At 67.2% G+C, this 15,575-nt stretch carries 7 protein-coding genes and 1 pseudogene; all 8 read right to left on the reverse strand.

Annotated elements, in window-relative coordinates; translation table 11 throughout:
- Positions 1 to 418: 418 nt before the first annotated feature.
- On the reverse strand, positions 419 to 2,503 hold the full coding sequence (locus ACWPN5_RS13040; protein WP_492295727.1) for a DEAD/DEAH box helicase: 2,085 nt from the start codon (positions 2,501 to 2,503) through the stop codon (positions 419 to 421).
- On the reverse strand, positions 2,500 to 3,816 hold the full coding sequence (brxD, locus tag ACWPN5_RS13045; RefSeq protein ID WP_119508927.1) for a BREX system ATP-binding protein BrxD: 1,317 nt from the start codon (positions 3,814 to 3,816) through the stop codon (positions 2,500 to 2,502). The genes ACWPN5_RS13040 and brxD overlap by 4 nt, the downstream gene beginning before the upstream one ends.
- A 10-nt stretch (positions 3,817 to 3,826) precedes the next feature.
- Positions 3,827 to 6,481, reverse strand: coding sequence for a BREX-2 system phosphatase PglZ (gene pglZ / locus ACWPN5_RS13050; RefSeq protein WP_492295730.1), 2,655 nt, complete (start codon positions 6,479 to 6,481; stop codon positions 3,827 to 3,829).
- Positions 6,478 to 10,182 (reverse strand): DUF6079 family protein, encoded by a 3,705-nt coding sequence (locus ACWPN5_RS13055; RefSeq protein WP_492295732.1) that lies wholly within the window; start codon positions 10,180 to 10,182, stop codon positions 6,478 to 6,480. Before ACWPN5_RS13055 ends, pglZ begins: the two co-directional genes overlap by 4 nt.
- 79 nt (positions 10,183 to 10,261) lie before the next feature.
- Complete coding sequence (locus ACWPN5_RS13060; RefSeq protein ID WP_492295734.1) at positions 10,262 to 11,197, reverse strand: hypothetical protein; 936 nt, start codon at positions 11,195 to 11,197, stop codon at positions 10,262 to 10,264.
- A gap of 3 nt (positions 11,198 to 11,200) precedes the next feature.
- A complete protein-coding gene (locus ACWPN5_RS13065) occupies positions 11,201 to 11,881 on the reverse strand; it encodes a hypothetical protein (RefSeq protein ID WP_492295736.1) in 681 nt (226 codons plus the stop codon).
- 20 nt (positions 11,882 to 11,901) lie between these two features.
- Entirely contained in the window at positions 11,902 to 13,032 is a 1,131-nt protein-coding gene (pglX, locus tag ACWPN5_RS13070) for a BREX-2 system adenine-specific DNA-methyltransferase PglX (RefSeq protein WP_492295738.1), read from the reverse strand.
- Positions 12,950 to 15,541: pseudogene (gene pglX / locus ACWPN5_RS13075) on the reverse strand (BREX-2 system adenine-specific DNA-methyltransferase PglX); the annotation flags it as partial. The pseudogene pglX (ACWPN5_RS13075) and the gene pglX (ACWPN5_RS13070), both read right to left, overlap by 83 nt.
- Positions 15,542 to 15,575 lie beyond the last annotated feature (34 nt).

Raw genomic sequence — 15,575 nt, forward strand, 5'->3', positions numbered from 1 at the left:
GGAAGTGTTGCAGCGAGGGGAGACGGGCGTGTCGGGTGGCACCCTGCGCGTCGTCACTTGGCAGGAACTGATGGCTACACGGCCACCGTGTCGGAGCACGGAGTTCGGCATCTGCGTGCCGGACAACGGCAAGGGCTCCGACGAACTGCCGAAATCCTTAAAAGCTTGGTGGGCCTGGCCGGATTCGAACCGACGACAACACCGTTATGAGCGGCGCCAAGGATACCGGACAGCGGCGCAAACGCTAGCGTTTCCTTATGTAGGGATCAAAATGGCTGCAAGCGTTTCCGCGCCGTTGAGTGGGGTTGCGTGCCGCTTGCGTGCCGCCGTCCACCGTCTCAATCCGTTACACATCAGAGGCATTGTGTCAGCGAGGCCCATCCAGGCATCAGCGTCGCACAGCTCAGTTCGCTGTGGCTCAGCTTGTCACATCCCTCACAAGACGAACGGGACGCGCGATCACCTCGGCAAGGCCAGACTGGTCGGCAAGGCGTGCCGACAGAACCGCCATGGCCATGTCCGGCGGCAAGCACTGCGAAAACTTGAGTTCACGGACAAGATCGGACGGTGCGTTGATCGCGCTGTGCAATGGATCGATGGAGGCCAGCGCAGCTTTGATCACTAGCCCGTCACACTCATCGGTCTGGACGGTAAGATCGTCATGCCCCCGGCTGGCGACGCCGGCTGCAGCAAGGGCCGAGACGAGCATCGCGTTGGCGCGCCCTCCACCAAAGGTCCACCACCGCAGGCGTCCGCGTCCATCGGACACGATCGGCAGCGATGTCCCGTCGACGAATGCGTATCCTTCGACGAGCCCCGCCAGACAAGCCTCACCGCGCTTGGAAAGCCTTGCCGGAACGATTCCCGAAACGAGGACCTGCTCCATCGCCCGGCAGAGCGCGCTGCCAAGGCTGCGCGCCCCGCCCGACCAGCGTGATCGCCCGATCTCGCCGGACGGCTCCACCGCCACGAAGCGCCGCGTCCAGTCGAGGTCGATGACGCGCCAGTTCCGGCCGGCGAGCAGCAGCGTCGTGGCGACTCCCTCCCCCTGCTGGAGGCTAGTGGGGTCGATCTGCCCGATCTCGGAGTTGCCGTAGCGCACCGACAGCAGGAGCGGCGTGGTGAAAGCTGCCATCAGGTCCATGAAGTTTCGGCGCCCGATCTCGCTCTCGCCGCGCGGCCCCATGCCGAGGATGCCGCCATCCTCGGCGAGGATTCCCGTGTCCAGCATGTGGGCAATGGCGGCGTCCGCGCGCCGGGTGTCCAGATCCTGGAACACTCGCCCGACCCAATCGCGCCAGCCGCCCGTCTCCAGCCCGCGTTCCTGAAGGATCAAGGCCATCACCTGCTGGGCGAAGAGGTGAACCGGGTCCGGTGGCGGCACCACCGGCTCCACCCAGCCCTCGCCCCACAGCCGCACGATGCCGGCCGCCTGCAAAAACGAGCTCTCCGACGTCGCGAGGAACAGGCAGTTGCGCGAGGAACCGGTGCGGCGTCCAGTCCGCCCCATGCGTTGAAGGAACGACGACACCGTGGACGGCGCGTCGATCTGGATCACCCGGTCCAGGTCGCCGACATCGATCCCGAGTTCGAGGGTGCTGGTCGCGACGATGACGCAGTCCTCGCCGGTCGCGAACGCCTCCTCCGAGCGGCGGCGCTCGTCGATGCCGAGCGAGCTGTGCGAGACGAAGGTCCGCACTCCCATGGTCCGCAACAGGGCGCCCAGACGCTCGACCTTGCCGCGGCTGTCACAGAAGACGAGCCGCTTCTCCCCACGATGCACCCGCGACAGCACCGTCGCCGCGTTCTCCAACGACCCGACATGGTCGAGCATCACGTCGCCTCCGGCCGGAGGGGCGGGCTGTCCGACGACGGTCCCGCCATCGCCGCGGGTCAGCCACGCCAGGAGAGCGTCGGGGTTTCCCACGGTGGCCGACAGCCCGATGCGCTGGATCGGGCGGCCGGCGATTCGCCCTAGCCGTTCGGCCACGGTCAGCAGGTGCCAGCCGCGGTCGTCCCCGGCGAAGGCGTGCAACTCGTCGACTACCAGCGCCCGAAGCCCGGCGAACAGCACGCGATGGTCCACGCGCCGCGAGATCAGCATGGCTTCCAGGGACTCGGGCGTGGTCAGCAGGATGTCGGGCGGGTGGCGGAGCATGCGACGTCGCTCCCCCGCCGCAACGTCGCCGTGCCACAGGCCGACCGTCCGTCCCACCAATTCGGCGTAGTGCCGAAGCCGCGGTTCCAGGTTGTTGAGCAGCGCGCGCAGCGGACAGACGTAGAGAACCGACAGGCCGTCCCAGCGCTCGCTCAGCATCCGCGACAGCACGGGGAAAGCGGCGGCTTCCGTCTTGCCCCCGGCCGTGGGAGCCAGCAGCAGGGCGTGCCGGCCGTCCAGAACGGGGCCGATGGCGGCGAGTTGGGTCGGCCGAAGGGTCGCCCAGCCGAGCGAATTGACGATGTGATGCTGGAGCGCGGGGTGCAGGCGATCGAAGGGGCTCACAGGTCCAGCTCGACCTCATCGACCGAGGACGCCGCCGCACCGGCCCGTTCCGCCGCCGTCATCTCCGCGGGAGCGACGGTCAGCGCGTAGTGCCGCCGCGGGTCGAAGTCGCCGAATTGGTCGATGCGGTCCAGCACGTCGGCGACCAGCTTCTTCAGGAACAGGCGCGGCGCAATGCCGACCCGGCCGCCGAGTTGCCCAGTGACCGCCCGCGCGAGGTCGGCGACGTAGCCGTCATCGGCGATCCGGCGCATCCGCTCTTCGTCCGCCGTGCCATCCGCGTAGATATCGCGCACCTTGGTGCCGAGCCGGGCCAGCAGATCGAGGTCGAAGCCGGGCAGCCGAACCTGCACCGCACGCGGGTTGTCGAAGCGCGCATCGGTGGCGAAGTCTACGTGAAGGCGCTGCGCCAGGGGAGGCAGGCGCTGCACACCCTGCGGCCCGTCGAAGAACGCGGGTGTGCCGGTCGTCACCACGAACAGGCCAGGGAAGCGGCCAGCGTCGATTTCGTCCACCAGCTGGCGGAGCGCGTTCAGCCCCTTCTCCCGGGTATCCGCGCGCATGCGCTGAAGCGTCTCCACCTCATCGATCACGAGCAGCAGGCCGGCGTAGCCAGAATCGCGCAGAATCGTCAGCAACCCGGCCAGGAAGTTGGTGGCGCCGAAATGGTCGATCTCCCCCTTGATGCCGGCCGCCCGCTTCACGGAGGCCGCCACATTGGGCTGCCCGCCGAGCCAGCCGAGCAGGCCGTCGGCCTGCCCCTGATCCTCCTGCACCAGCGCCCGGCGATAGGCGCGCAACACCGCGGAGAAGGCCGGAGCCTGCCGTGTTACCGCGGCCAAGCGCGTCTCGAGAAGCTCGTCGGTTCGCGCCACCAGGGACTCGGCGTCGTTGGGATCGACGCCTCCTTCGGCCAGGACGTCCTCCTCCAGCGTGTAGAACCAGCCATCGACCACATTCCGCAGCGCACCTTCGCTGGCATCCTGGGTGGCCAGACGCTCGGTCAGTCGCCGGTACACAGTCTCCATCCGGTGCAGCGGGGTCTCGGTCTCGGAGACCTGCACCTCGCTGGTGGCGAAACCGCGGCTGCGCGCGCGTTCCTGCAGCCAGCGGCCGAAGAAGGTCTTGCCGCTTCCGTACTCCCCCCGTACCGCCTTGAAGCCGCCGCGGCCGGCAGCCACTACCCCCAGCTCTTCATCAAGGGCAGGAGCGAAGCGCTCAATCCCCACCGCGAGGACGTCGAGGCCGGAGCGGGGCACGGTTCCGCGCCGCAGCGCATCGATGATCTCCGATCGTCTGTGCGGGCTCAGCATTGCGTCCTCATTACCCCTTCAGCTCGAACTGGGTGTCGAGCAGAGCGCGGTTCAGTACCACCGTGCCGGAAGCCTCCTCGACATCCAGCACTTGCACCTGATCGACGTTGAGCACCCTCCGCACCGCCATGACGAGCGAACCCACCCGGACCTGCGCGACGCCGAGCCTCTGGGCGAGCGCGGTGCGGCTCAGTTTGCCGCCTCTCTGGCTCAAGGCCTCCAGAACGCTGCGGACATCCTCGTCCTTCGGGGCACCGCGCCCGGCAAGCTGCTTCTGCGCCGCATAGACCGGCGATGCCAGCACCCGGCCGATCCAGTCCGAGGCCGCCGCTGCGGAGACCGGCGCGATTTCCGGCGCGTCGAACAGCGTAGGTTGTGCACTCGGGCGTTTGCGCACCATTGGCGCAGGACGCGGCGGAGGCTCTGCGGCGACCGGGGGCGGCAGCGCCTCCCACCATTCCGGCTGGACTGGGGGCGCCAGCGCCCATCCCTCCGGGACAATCCCGGACGACAGGACGGCCAGCGGCACCAGCACCTCCTGGGGCGAGGCGCCACCGTGGTAGCCGTTCTTGCGCATGGCGTAGCGGATACCCTCGCTCCACGGCAGAACGGCGATGGACTCGTCCGCCGGGGTCACAACCCGTCCCTTGGCGAAGGCCAGTTCGCCAGGATCAGTACGGCCATCGGCTCGGCGCCAGCGGTCCCCCTCCCCATCCCCGGCATGGCGGGTCCCGGCCTCGATCAGATGGCCGTGGTCGGCCGTGACCACCACCACCCGCCCGGCGTTGCGCGCCTCGTGGAGGATCGGACGCAGGAGATGAAGGTCGTCGAGGCTCCAACGCTGGCGCACCTGCTCGGGACCATCGAGATGGTCGTCGATGGCGTTATGAACGATCCCGATGACCCGCCGCACCGGCGTACCCACAGCCTCGCGGATGGCCGGCGCCAGCGCTCCGCCCTCGCTGAGCTCGCCCTTGTGGAACAGAACCGGCGGGTGTCCCGCCTTGCCGATGGCGCGCAGCGCCGGGTGCTGGGCGAACCCAGTCTTCTCGGTCGTCTGGGGCCCGTGCAGGGGCCGCCCACACAGCAGGCTGGCGCGCGACACCACGGTCACCGTCGGCAGCATCGAGATCGCCGTTGCCGGCCCCACCCGTCCGTCGGGCAGCAATTCGCCCCATCCCGAGGCCAGGAGGTCGGGCAGCAGTTCCCGGTAAACGGCATGGCTCAGGCCGTCCATGACCAGCAGAAGCACCGGGACCGAAGCGGCGAGCGGCGCCAGCACCTCGTCAAGAACCCGTTCCACCGGCACCATCGGCCATTCGGCCGCGGGGGCCGCGTTCCATGTGCGCAGCAGACCGGCAAATCGCTGATTCTGCAGTTCCCGCCGCTCGCGCACCGCCGCGGCCAGCGTGGCGTACGCGGATGACAGGGCGGCCATCTCGTCGCCACCGGCCAGCGTCAGCCGGGCCTGGTCGACGAAGGCCCCCTCGCGGGTATAGGCGGCGACAGCGTCGGTGAAGGACCCACTCTCCGTCTCCGGTGTCGCCAGCCAGCGCACGAGCCGCAGGGCCATGGTCACCCGCTCCGCTCGACCCTTCTGGAACGACGCCTGGTCGTGCGCCATTATCCGGTCAGCGGCGGCCTCGAGGGCTGCAAGCGCGGCGGCTGGCCCAGCGGTACCCAACGCATCGGCCAGAGCCTCGGCGAAGACGGCCAGCCGGGCTTCGAAGCCCGCCAGCAGCACCGCACTCGACGCAGCAAAGGTGGCGGCGTGGATCTGTTCCAGCAGGGTATCGGCCCGCTCCAGCAGTCGGCGCCGTGTCGGCTCGTCCAGGGACCGCAGAGCGCGGGCTGCGGCTGCGGCCCAGCCACGCCCGTGTTCGGCGGCGATGCGGCGCCCGCCAACGAAGGGCTCCAGGCGGACCGCGGCGGCCGTCAGCTCGGTGCCGGTCCAGCCATCGCCGAAGACGACGCCGGCCACCAGTCCCAGCGGGAGAGCGTCGGCCCCGACCCCCGTCTCGACACAGGCCGTGATCAGGCCGCCGACCGGGCCGGCCGCCTCGGACAGCCATGCCGCGACGCCGTTGCGGGCCACCGGCGGTAGGGCCGTGAAGCGCGCCAGCGCGCCGTCGCCGATGCACCAGCGCAGCAGCGTGTCGGCGTCCGGCCGGGCGACGGGCAGGCCCAGCGTCCGATCGAGCAAGTTGGCCCACGCGCTGTCCGCATCGAGCAGGCCGCCGGGAACCGGCGGATAGGGTCCGCGGTGGGCGTGCTCCAGGAGAAGCTCGGCCAGCCAAGGCTTGCCGGCGATGCGGGGATCGATATTGCGGGCCTGGAAGGCCTCGCGCACCATCTCCCACGCCTCCACGGTCAACAGCCGCGCCTTGGCGAGCCGCGCGACGACATCATCGCCAAGGACGTCGGGCGTCAGGTTGGTCAGCAGCACCAGCCCGGCATCGCCATCCTGCCCGGCCAACGCTTGGCGGGCGGCCAACGAGGATTCGCACCACACGAGGTCGAAGGCCCGGCCAGCGCACTCCAGCCGCTCCGGCCAAGCATGGCGGGCGGGCGAGCGGATGCCGAGCGCCCGAACCTGCGCGTCGTGCTTCACGATTGCCTCGACCTGCGCCCGGATCTGCGCCGTTGTCGGTGCCAGGAACGTCACGCGCGCTTGCCCTTCCGGACGATCTTCCAGGAGAGATTGAGTCGGTAGTCCGGGTGATCGGAGACCGTCCGCTTGAGCCCTTCGAGCACGGCGGCGGCCTCGTCAGCGGACAGATTGCGTCGGTCCTCGATCGTGATGACCACGTCGTCGGGCTCGACCGGGGGCTCAACAGGCGGTTCAGCCGGCGGCTGAACCGGAGGCTCAGGAGGGAGTGGTGGCGGAGGCGGCGCCACGTCGGTCAGCAGCCTCAACGCCTTGCCATGCTGCTCGTCGAGCGCCGGCTTCAGCGCGATGACGTGTTCGTCCGCCGACAGAATGTCGCCGACGCGGGCCAGGATCGTACGAGCAGCAGTCTCGCGGTGGTCCGCCAGATGACGCAGAGTCTCGAAGACCTTCCAAGTCGCATCGCGCAGCGCCAGATTGGTCTCCGCGGCCATGGCCATGGCCTTGCAGACCGCAGTGTCCGAGGTCCTCAGCGCCGCCCCCGCGAACGCCTGCACGACGCGGTCCTGCGTGGCCGCCGCGACGGCGGTCAGCATGGCCTGCGCGGAGCGCGCGGTGGTCAGCCGGTCGGCGGCGCTGTCGATCCCGAACGCGGTGAGCTTCTGCTCGAGTTCCCGGACCAAGGCATCGAGCTTCGGGCGCAGATCGGACGTGCGCTCCACCACCTGGGCAACCAGCTTCGCCACATTCGCGGCGTTGCGCAGCTCGGGCGGCGTCAGACCGAACAGAAGACCGACGCGACGCACCGCCTCGCGCCACTCATCCTCGGACGGCAACACCTGCTCGCGAAGCTCCAGATCGTCATCGAGCCCGTCCAAGTTTGGCCTAATCAGCGCCGAGCCCTTGAAGAAGCTGCGGTTGGTCTGGTCTGCATAGGTGAGGATGACGAGATTTTGAACGTCGCGTGGCACGCCCATGCGCTGCGGTTCGTCCATCCAGCCGCGCAGCGCCTTCACCGTCATCGGGCCGCCCTGCTGGGCATGCTTCTGGGCGAAGTGCGTGCGCCAGTGGTGAGCGAGGACGAAGTGCGTCTCCCCCATCTCGCCGAGCTTCAACGGATTGGCGATGGAACGGACGAGCTGGCGTACCGCCTTGTCGGCGATGAACACGCGCCCGTCGGGCTCGGCCGAGGCGCGTTGGATTTCCGGCTGCACCTTGCGCAGCACCGCCGTCTTGACCTCGACATCGAAGGCGGGGTGTGCCGGGTAGAGGTATCCGAAGAGCTGGTCGAGGAGCTTGTCGAAGGCCGCCTTGAAGGTGGCACCGACCGGCAGCGCCGGCTTGAAGCCGTTCAGCGAATGCAGGTGCTGGGACCCGTCGAGCGCGGCGCCGATCGCATCGGCAGGCTCGCTCGCGATGCCGTAGGCGACCTCCAGGCAGGCGCGCATGCGCTGCTGAAGAATGCTGCGCTGATTGGTGAGAAGCGCGCGCGCCTGATCACGGTCCACCGCCGACAGATGCCGGGCGTGATCGGCGAAGCGCTCACCCGTCAGCAGGTAGTTCAGCTTGACCAGCGTGCCGAGGTCGCGCATCGCCTTCTGGCTGAGGAAGGACGGCAGCCAGACGATGGTGTCGGACCGTCCGTCGGTGCGCCCCTTGAACTCCTGCAAGCGCGCGATATCGTCGGCCGGCCAGCGGTTCGGCTCGTCGAAGGGGAAGTCGAAGATGACCGACCACGCCCCGTCCTGGTTCCGCAGCCGCTCGTCGCTCATCTCGCGCACGTTGTCATACACGATGTTGACCTGCCGGCGCGTACCCCGCCAGGTGAGCGCGTATTCCAGGAATAGCCCGTCGCTGTCCGGCGGCAGCCCCAGCATCTCGAACAGCATGGAGCGGACCAGCCGGCGCCGGTTGCCCGGATTGTCTTCGCCGGCGACGTTGGCCAGGATGGGATCGGTGTCGACACCGGTGATCTGGATCGAGATGACGGGGTTCGTGTCCTCGGTGATTTTGATCTCGCCGATCTCGCCGGCCCAGGCACGCAGCTTGGTCAGCACCATGGCGTTCTCGCGGCCTTGGATCGGCGAACGCACGCTGCCATGGTTCAGCGCCGCCAGACGCGGCGCCGTCAGCGCCTTCAGCGCCTCCACCTCCGGCACCAGGGCGGCCAGCAGCAGCGTCTTCATCAGCCGCGCATCGTTGCGGAGCGCCAACGCCTTGGCGGGATCGGCCGCGCCCTCGACGACGTCGTTCCAGATGATCCCATGCTGCCGTTCGAGCAGCGGCAGGAGCTTGGTGCGGTAGAGCTTCTTGGCGTTCTCGAAGTGGAACTTCATCGCGTCCGAGAACGGCTCATCGCCCTCGGCGATCACGTCGAACAGGTCACCAACCGGAATGATCTGGCCCAGCGCCAGCTCATCGCGCCGATCGACCAGAAGCTGAAGCATCAGCTTCAGCGCCGTGCGCTCGCGCTGCAACACCGACGAAACCGCGATCAGCGCCTGCACCAGAGCCGGGCTGAAAGGGTAAACCTGCCGGAACATCGCCTCCTCGCCGGTGGAGCCCAGCAGCGTGTCCAGCACCTCGCGCCGGACCTTCAGGAACTCCTCGAAGGCGTTGCCGAGCGTGACCTCGGCCGTACTAGACAGCGGGCGCAGGATGCGCTTCTGCGCGATGACCGGAAGGTTGCGGTCCTCAAGCGTGATGCGGTGGAAGCGGGCCTCCCAGTGCTTCAGCACATCGGCGAACTGGAGCTGGAGCGCGCCGGCGAGGTTCTGGCCCACCAGCTCGCGCAGGTCGCGCTGGCGCGCGATGAAGCTGACCAGAGGGATCGGCCGGGCATGCAGCGCCTCCACCAGCTTCGACAGCTTCGACCCCTCGCGGGATACGAAGTCGACGTTGGCGGCGTGGGTGGCGAGCCACAGGATCAGCTCGTCCAGGAACAGGATCACCGCGTCGTAGCCCAGCGACTGGGCGTGCCGGCTCATGATCGCCAGCCCCTCGTCCAGCGCCACGAACGCCTGCCCTTTGTTGGCGACAACATGGGCGTAGGAGCCGAAATAGACCCGCACCAGATCACCGATCAGGCGCTGCCGGTCCTCGCCGGTCGGCGGCTCCAGCATCGCGGCCTCGAACCCGGCGGCGTCCCATAGCCCGGAGTCGATCGTGCCCCAGCCGTCGCCGCCCCCGTCCGCCGCCTTGCCCTCGTTCAGCCCGGCGAAGAACGCCTCGTCCCCCATACGCTCCCGCTGCCGCTGGGCATCGTCGAACAGCGACTCCGACAGGTAGAAGCCGGGCAGCGGCGCGTCCGGATGCAGGCGCCGCACATGCTCGGCATATTGGCCGAGGATGGCCGACTCCAGATCGTGGGCCCCGATCATGTGGTAGGGGACCATCAGGAACGTCTTGCCCTGGACCCAGCCATCGTGGCGGACCACCACCTCGGCCAGCTCGGGGATGGAGCGCGCCTCCAGGTTCCCGGCCAGCAACAGGTTGAGCACGGCCATGAAGTGGCTCTTACCGGAACCGAAGGAGCCGTGCAGGTAGGCCGCCTTGCTGGTGCGCCCGGTCACCGCGCCCTCGATGAAGCCCAGCGCGTCGTCGAAGCAGGTCTTGAGCTGCGGCGTGACGACGTAGTCGCGCACCGTGGCCTTCGCGTGCTCCAGCCCGTCGGCCAGCTTCAGCACGAAGTCGCCCTGGTGCACCCGCTCCGGGATGTGGATCAGGTCCCTGATGAGGGTCCGGGTCTCCGTCGTCATGCGCCGCTCTGCTTCAATCAATCGTTCGGGGAGAACATAAGGGTGTTGTCCGGCCGGTGTCACGCACCGGCCGGGTAGATCAAACGGATTCCCGACCCAAGGGAACCTTTGCGGCTTCCGCATCAAGCGTGATGACAAGGCAGGCCGTTGGATGGCTCTCCAACTGACGCAGGATCTCCGGGGCGGCCGGGGCCTCCAGCCCCATTGCCGCCCACCCGGCAAGTTCCTCACGCCTGTCTGCCAACCGTTGCGTCACGTACCCGAACAATGCGGCGATGGTCTTCAAGGCGTCCCGCTGTTCGGCGTTCAGGTCGAGCAGCATCGAGACGCCTGCTTCCGGATCACGCAGGGAACGCTGGAACGAGGCGACAAGATCGGCGTGCGCCTGACGCCCCTGGTCGAGCGCGCGGAGTCCGTCCTCCGGCCCGAGGAGGAGCCACTGGCTCCGCGCCCGAGCCACCACCGCGACAGCGTGCTGGGTCAAGAGCAGCGAGAACATCTCCTGATCGCGCACGACGCTGCCGCGCTTCAGCATGTCGCCGAGCATGCGGCGGAAGAACAGCGCGGCCTCGTTGATGGCCGTGTCATAGGGAAGCACGGATTGCCCGAGCCGATGGGCGGTGTGCGCCCCTTCCAGGGCGGCGTGCAGCTTCGATTGAATTGTGGCGATGTCGGCGTCGCGCAGCCATTGGAGGTGCCGGTCGACGCTTTCCATACGGTCGAGAATCGCGTCGCACTGCCGCGACAGGGCGTCCATTTTCATCGACAACATGGCGAAGCCGGCGACCATGATCCCCGTGTTGAGCACCTGGAGGCCCATCATCGCCTCCATGCCGGGAATGCCCTGGAGCAAGCTGGTGCCCTGCTGTGGCGCTCCATCGACGTCACGCAGCCACTTGACGGTTTCGCCGCTCCCGGCCTTGTAGATAACGCCGCCGATCCGCTTGTACTCGCCGCTCGCCAGCCCTGCTGCGATCTCTTCCGTGATGTGCAACGCAACTTCGATGATCGGCATCTCTCACCCCTCCGCACTGTCGGCCACGGCTGCGCACCACAGGCGCAGGCGCGCCTCGGCTATCGCCAGCACGCAAGGCCCGGTCACCCGATAGGCGGGTCCCAGCAACTCCCAAGCGGTCCAGGCCACCCCGAGCACCGCCAAGGGTGCGGCGATGGCGCCGGCAGCGCGCGGCGCGACCACCTGGAGGGCCGTCCGACCGTATGTGGTCAGGCCTGCCACGCCACCGCCGGCCGTCAAGCCGCCGGCGGCCAATCCACCGGCGGCCTTCGCAGCCGCCTTGACCGACTTGATGGGTGACGCAGAAGGGGCTCCGCCGCGTACCTTCTTGAGAAGCAGCCGCTCCATGTCGAAAACCGACATGCTCTTCTTGGTCTTGACGCTCTTCTGGCCGCACAGGTCGACGACGATGTCGCGGTAGGACTTGGAGCGGCGCGCATCCATGATTTCGTGGCTGCCCCAAGAGCGGAGATCCGCCTCGATCTCCCGCCGATAGCGGCGATGATCAGGGGCGTGCTCCTTGTAGGCTGGCGTGTCCTTGAGGCGCGGACCAGGAAGCACGGCCGTAGCGCCGACCAGGATGTCCACGATCGGAGCAAGGTCCTCGTTCCCGAAGGCCGCCAGAACGGTCTGGAGATGATCGGATTCCAGACGTTCAAAGCGCGGCGCGGATGCGTCTGACAAGGCGGCTTCCTCCCTCCCGATTACGAAGCCTTCTTCCGGCCCCGGCGGGCGCCGGGTTTGGCGGGTGGGGTCCAGGCGCGCAGGTCGTCGGGGGTCAGGCCCAGTTCACGGGCTTCGTCCGCCACGAAGCTGCGGTAGTAGTCTCCCAGCCCAACACCGAAGTCAGGGTTGTATTCGTTGTGCCATTGCACGAGCCAGGGCACAAGCTCCTGCACACCCGCCAACAGGGGGATCAGACGTTCCGCCCCCCAGCCCTCGTTCTCCTTCATGGCGAGGTAGTGGGCGGCGAGCGCAGCGGCCTGTTGCAGGTGGTCGTAGCCGGCCCAGGCGACCACGAGGCTGCCGTCGGCGTCGCGTTCGGCGAAGGGGTAGCTGACGAAGCGCTCCTTGGGCACGTCCAGCCCGCCGCGCAGGCGCCAGTAGTCGGTCTTCTGGAAGTCGCCGGTCTTGTACTTGGGCGGCACCGGGATGTCGCCGACCTCGCGCGCCTTCATCGCCTTGGCCTCGTCGGGCGTCAGGCGGTTCGGGTCGCCCTCGGGCAGTTCGGTGCGGGCGTCGATGGCGTCCTCGCGGCGCTGAAGATCCCAGGTTGCCTCCCATTCGCGGCGCTTGCGCAGGCCGTCCCCGGTGTAGCGCAGCACGGGCAGGAAGGGGACGGACTCCGCCGCCACCAGCTCCGCCACCAGCGGCTGCACATCGAAGTCGGGGCGGCCGGTGTAGAGTTCGGCCACCGCCATGAAGTCGGCGTCCCGGCGCGCCATGTCGGCGAGGCGGGAGACGGGCACCAGCGCCGGCTCGCCCGACCAGTAGCGCCCATCCTCCAGCCGGTCGAGCAGCCACTCCTTCAGCGCCGCCTTTTCGCGCTTGGTCCAGCCGGCGTCGAAGCCCTGGTCGTCCCACTGCCAGCGCCGCTTGTACTCCGGCCGCTCGACGAGGTTGATCCAGCGGTTCTCCTCGATCAGCGCGATGCGCCGCTCGACCAGCGCGCGGTAGTCGGCGGGCCAGCGCGCCGGCACCTCGGTGACCGGGGTTGAGCCGTGCCGGTCGAACCACGTCGTTCTCCAGTTCGCCCTCGGCCATCTTGCGGGCCATGACGATCTCAAACGCGCGCTCGCCCAGGTCCACCTCCGGCGGCTCCGGATGCTCCGCATCCTCCTCCAGTAGGCCGTAGAGCTTATAGCAGCGCCAATCCAGCTCCTCCTGCAAGGCGATCATGCGGCGGCGGATCGATAGCGCGCGCACCTTTGCCACGTTGAGGTCCGCGCGGGTCGGGATGCCGAGATTGAGGAGTACCTTCGGGAGTGAGCCAGTCATCTCGCGGGCGGAACTGTCGAGTTCAGCCGCGAGATAGCTCGGGTGAGGTTCTGTAAGAGGAAATTGCGCAATGCGGGTACTGTTCAGCTGGTAGAAATCCTCAAAAGGATCGGTGCGCTGCCTCGCTCCTTTATCGTCGACCGTAGCACCCTTATTATGGCACGATTGCTTGAACCAAAAACACGCGATAGAGCTGTTCAAAAGCCCAACCAGTCCGATATGGTCTTCCTCTGACGCGTTCGCCGAAAGCTTAATTACAGGAGCGGTCTGCTTGAAGACGCTCCCGCCTTGTGAAAAAACAAAATGATTGTTCGTAGACACCTCGCCATAGGCAATCAAAGGGGATAAATTGGCATTTTGCTTGACCAATATGCCGTACTCGAACGGTGCCATCCCGCGTTCAGGGCGCTTCTTCCCAAAATACAAGTATTCTGCAACATTCGTCCTGTATTTCCACAAAAATCTCCGAACTTCGGCGCCGCCAACTGGCTGAAATTCCTTATCGTATGGAAACAAAATCGCTGATTCTGACGATATACTCCAATCTCTAACATCAACCCCCTCGACAGCAGCTCGAGCGTCAACGCTTAATCCCTCCCGCAGCAAGGCTTTCATTGAAGGGCGAATAAACGCATCATCTTCGCCCGTGACACACATTACCCCGACAGACTTTATGCGATTCTCAAGAACGCATGTTGCATTCTTCTCAACAATCTCCTTCAGCTCCGTCAGACCGCCGCCCCCCATACTCCATGGATGTTTGGAGAGGACGCGGCGCGGCATATCGACGATGCTCGAGTAGGTGTCCTCACTGCCCGGTCGATCGATCTGCTGAGTGATAGATGTCCACACCAGCCCCCGGCTGGGATCCTGGGGCGTCCCAGGTTCGCCCTTAATCCCCATCGCTACACGCACGAGGACATCAACAGGTTGCCGGTTTCTCCCAAACATAATCACTGTTGGCGTGCCATGCCCTGGGATGTACGCACTGTCTGTGTTGATAACGTGAGTGAGGTCAACCTTCGGAAAAAAAGCTTCAATCAACTTCTTACCGAACTCGCGCTTCATGAACGAATTTGCCGTTATCATGCCAATGAATCCCGCAGATGATCCACCCGCCTCAGCTATAGACAAATCATAAAAGCGTTCGGTGAACGGTACCCCCAAAGAATACTTCCCAGAACATGCAAAATACCGCTCACGATAGGCTTGATTCAGAGCGGCGTCCTTCACCGTGATATACGGGGGATTCCCTACGACGGAGTGGTATTGACGCCCCAGGATCAAGTTCAGCGCCTCCCGGTCCTCCTCGAACGACACATGGGCCAGCCCGCCTTGCGGCTCAAAGGACATCTGCCATCCGCGCACGTCCATGAAGCGCTTGCCGTGCAGCAGGCTGTCGCCCACCGCCACGGAGATCTTAAAGTCCGGCGCGCCGCGCAGGGTGGTGATGCCGCAGGCGGTCAGCGCCGCGACCAGCAGGCGGAAGCGGGCGATGGCGGCGGCGAAGGGGTTGATGTCCACGCCGCACACGGCGTCCAACGCCTTCTGCGCGCAGTCGCGCGGGTTGCGCCCCGGTTCGTTGCGTAGCCAGAGATCAAATAGGCGGCGGAAGGCGCCCAGCAGGAAGTGGCCGGAGCCGCAGGTCGGGTCGATCAGCCGCACCTCGCGGTAGCCGAACTCCCGCACGGCCGGGTCGAGCGTGCGGTCGAGGATGAACTCCTCCACGAACTCCGGCGTCTGGAGCAGGGCGTAGCGCTTGCGCGCCGCCTCCGACAGGTCCTGGTACAGATCGCCCAGGAAGCGGGTGCCGAGGTCCGGGTCGGTGAAGTCATGCGCCAGAATGCCGCTGTCCGGGTCGCGGCGCTGCCAGAACTCGCGGAGCGCGATGGCGCCGTCGCCCGACACCGGCAGCCGCCACAGCGGGTTGTGGCGCCGGTCGAACAGGGCGCCCAGGCCCGGCAGCTCCGCCGCCTCGGCGAAGCACGCCAGCAGGAAGTCGCGCTCCTCCCCCGTGGGGTTGGCGCGGAACCAAGCCTCGTGCCGGTCGCGCACCAGTTCCAACCGCTCGCCGGGGCCGGACAGCCAGGGGCGGTCCACCAGCCCGTTGTCCTCCACGAAGCGCAGGAAGACGCAGCCCAGCACCCAATGCACGGCGGCCTGCGTCACCTCGTCGTCCAGCCACGCCGTGAAGGCCTGCGCCGTCCGCTTGGCGTCCCGCGCCGCCTGCCATTCCGCCCTGAGCTCCCCCTCCAGCGACGAGCCCTCCACCCGGCCGCGGATGTCGGCCTCCAGCGTGCGCAGGAGCTTCTTCAGGTCCTTCAGGAGGGCGGTGGCGTCGATCATGACGAATCCAGGAGTTGCAGAACGAGGGCCGAAC

This window comes from Azospirillum sp. UENF 211521 (assembly GCF_058780535.1).

Bases quoted from the DNA above. Each gene is read 5' to 3' on its own strand.
- ACWPN5_RS13060 (WP_492295734.1), bottom strand. From the start codon at position 11,197: ATGCCGATCATCGAAGTTGCGTTGCACATCACGGAAGAGATCGCAGCA.
- ACWPN5_RS13055 (WP_492295732.1), bottom strand. From the start codon at position 10,182: ATGACGACGGAGACCCGGACCCTCATCAGGGACCTGATCCACATCCCG.
- pglX (WP_492295738.1), bottom strand. From the start codon at position 13,032: ATGCGGAGCATCCGGAGCCGCCGGAGGTGGACCTGGGCGAGCGCGCGT.
- brxD (WP_119508927.1), bottom strand. From the start codon at position 3,816: ATGCTGAGCCCGCACAGACGATCGGAGATCATCGATGCGCTGCGGCGC.